This window comes from Rubricoccus marinus (assembly GCF_002257665.1).
In the GTDB taxonomy this organism is placed as follows: Bacteria; Bacteroidota; Rhodothermia; order Rhodothermales; family Rubricoccaceae; genus Rubricoccus; species Rubricoccus marinus.
Window position 1 is genome coordinate 1 of record NZ_MQWB01000007.1, and the last position, 2,573, is coordinate 2,573.

The 2,573-nt window shown below is 69.7% G+C and carries 2 protein-coding genes; both read left to right on the forward strand.

Going from position 1 to position 2,573, the window contains the following annotated elements; translation table 11 throughout:
* On the forward strand, positions 1 to 637 hold a 637-nt coding region (locus BSZ36_RS16825), incomplete at its 5' end, for a class I SAM-dependent methyltransferase (RefSeq protein WP_143536959.1).
* 114 nt (positions 638 to 751) lie between these two features.
* Complete coding sequence (locus BSZ36_RS16830) at positions 752 to 2,548, forward strand: ABC transporter ATP-binding protein (protein WP_094551431.1); 1,797 nt, start codon at positions 752 to 754, stop codon at positions 2,546 to 2,548.
* Positions 2,549 to 2,573 lie beyond the last annotated feature (25 nt).

Genomic DNA, 2,573 nt, shown 5'->3' on the forward strand with positions numbered 1-2,573 from the left:
CCTCTCCCCCGCCGACGCCCGCCGCGTCTACGACCGCGTCGGCGCGAGCCAAGACAAGCAGGGCTGGTATGAGGACGCCGCGACCGACGTGCTGATCCGGCACGGCGAGTGGGCCGATGCACGCGACATCTACGAGATGGGCTGCGGGACGGGCCGCCTCGCCGCCGAACTCCTGCCTCTGGCGCCAGAGGCGAGCTACACCGGAACCGACCTCAGCCCCGTCATGGCGGGTCTCGCGCGCCAAAGGCTGGTGCCTTGGGCTGACCGCGCGACGGTGCGACTAAGCGAGGGCGGCCCGGCCTCTGGCGAGCCCGAGTCCTGTGACCGCGTTGTCGCGACGTACGTGTTGGATCTGCTGAGCGAGGCCGACGCCAGAGGCACCGTTGAGGCCGCGCACCGGCTCCTCCGACCGAGCGGGCTGCTGTGCCTCGCGGGGCTCGGGCCCGGCCACACCGTGCTCTCGCGGATGGTCGCCGCCGGGTGGCGCGGCCTCTGGCGCGCGAAGCCGGAATGGGTGGGCGGGTGCAGGCCTGTGGCCCTGGCACCGCTCATCGGCGACGGGTGGGACGTTGTAGTGCACGAGCGCGTCGCGCCGTGGGGCGTGCCGAGTGAAGCCCTCATCGCTCGCAAGCGGTAGCCTCTGGCGCCAGAAGCCGACCGCTTCACCGCACCTCTCTGGACCCCTCGCGCCTGGCGGTCGTACCGTGGCGCCAGAGGCCGGCGCACCGCCGTCTCCGTCCCGCCCTCGCCTGTGTCCCCGCTCCGCCGTCTCAACCCGTACATCTGGCGCCAGAAGTGGCGGATGATGCCGGGCCTGTTCTTCGCCCTCGTCTCGGCGCTGTTCGCGCTCGTGGTGCCCATCGTGATCCGCGAGGTCGTGGACGCGGTCCCGCGTATGGTGGCGATCCACAGGCTCTTCGGCGGGACGGCGACGCAAGAGGCGCTCTTCGGTGACTTCCGGCTCGCGCTGATTCTGGCGGCGCTCGTCGTGATCGGGCTAAGCCTCACGAGTGGGGTGTTCATCTTCGCGATGCGGCAGACCGTCGTCGTGGCCAGCCGGCACATCGAGTACGACCTCCGCAACCGGCTGTACTCGCACCTCCAGACGCTCTCGGGCGACTTCTACGCGCGCTTCCCCACAGGCGACGTAATGACGCGCGCCACGAGCGACATCGAGAAAGTGCGGCGCTACGTCGGTCCGGCGCTGATGTACATCGCGCGGGCGGTCGCCGCGATTGTGACCGCACTAGCCGTGATGCTCGCCATCTCGTCCACGCTCACGCTCTGGGCGCTTTTGCCCATGCCGATCCTGGCCGTGAGCGTGTTCTTCGTGAGCAAGATGGTGCACAGCCGCACGGACCGGCAGCAGAAGTCCTATTCCAGCCTCACGAGCCGCGTGCAGGAGGCGCTGAGCGGTATTCGGGTGGTCAAGGCCTATGCGCAAGAGGACGCGTGGGCGGCGCGCATTCGGACGGCCTCTGGCGAGTACCTCACGCGCGCCCTCGCGCTCGCGCGGGTGGACGCCGCTTTCCGGCCGGTCCTGCTCGTCCTCATCGGCGCGAGCACGCTGCTCGTCGTCGGCGTGGGCGGCCGGCTCGTCATCGCGGGCGATCTCACGGTAGGCAACATCGCCGAGTTCATCATCTACGTCACCATTCTGACGTGGCCCGTCGCCTCGTTCGGCTACGTCGTCAGCATGGTGCAGCAGGCCAGCGCGAGCGCCTCGCGCCTCTTCGAGATCCTGGACTGGCAGCCCGACGTGACCGACCCCGCGACGCCTCTGGCGGTAGACGCCATCGAGGGCCGCATCACGTTCGACGCCGTCGACTTCCGCTACACCGAAGACGGCCCGCTCGTGCTGGACGGCGTTACGGTCGACGTGCCGGCCGGGACCACGCTCGGCATCGTTGGCCGGACGGGCTCGGGCAAGAGCACGCTCGTCGAGCTTATCCCGCGCCTCACCGATCCCACGTCTGGCCGCGTGCTCGTGGACGGCCACGACGTGCGGAGCCTGCCTCTGGCGACGCTGCGCGGCGCGATCGGCTACGTGCCGCAGGAGGTCTTCCTCTTCTCCGACAGCATCGAGAACAACGTCGCCTTTGGCGCGATGGACGCCACGCCAGAGGCCATCCGCAGCGCATCCGAGGAGGCCGACCTCCAGGACCAGGTGGAGGGCTTCCCCGAGGGCTTCCAGACCCGCGTCGGCGAGCGCGGCATCACGCTCTCCGGAGGCCAAAAGCAGCGGACCGCCATCGCGCGCGCCCTTCTCCGCCGCGCGCCCATTCTCCTCTTCGACGACGCGCTCTCGGCCGTCGACACGCGGACCGAGGCGACGATTCTCGCTAACCTCCGCCGCCACTTCGGCAAGCGGACGGTCGTCGTCGTCAGCCACCGCATCTCGGCGGTGCAGGACGCGGACCAGATCATCGTTCTCGAAGACGGTCGCGTGGCCGAAAAAGGCTCGCACGAGGAGCTGGCCGCTGGCGGCGGGCTCTACGCGTCGCTCTACCGCAAGCAGCAGTTGGAGGCGGAGTTGGAAGCGGATTAGGGACTGGGGACTGGGGACTGGGGAC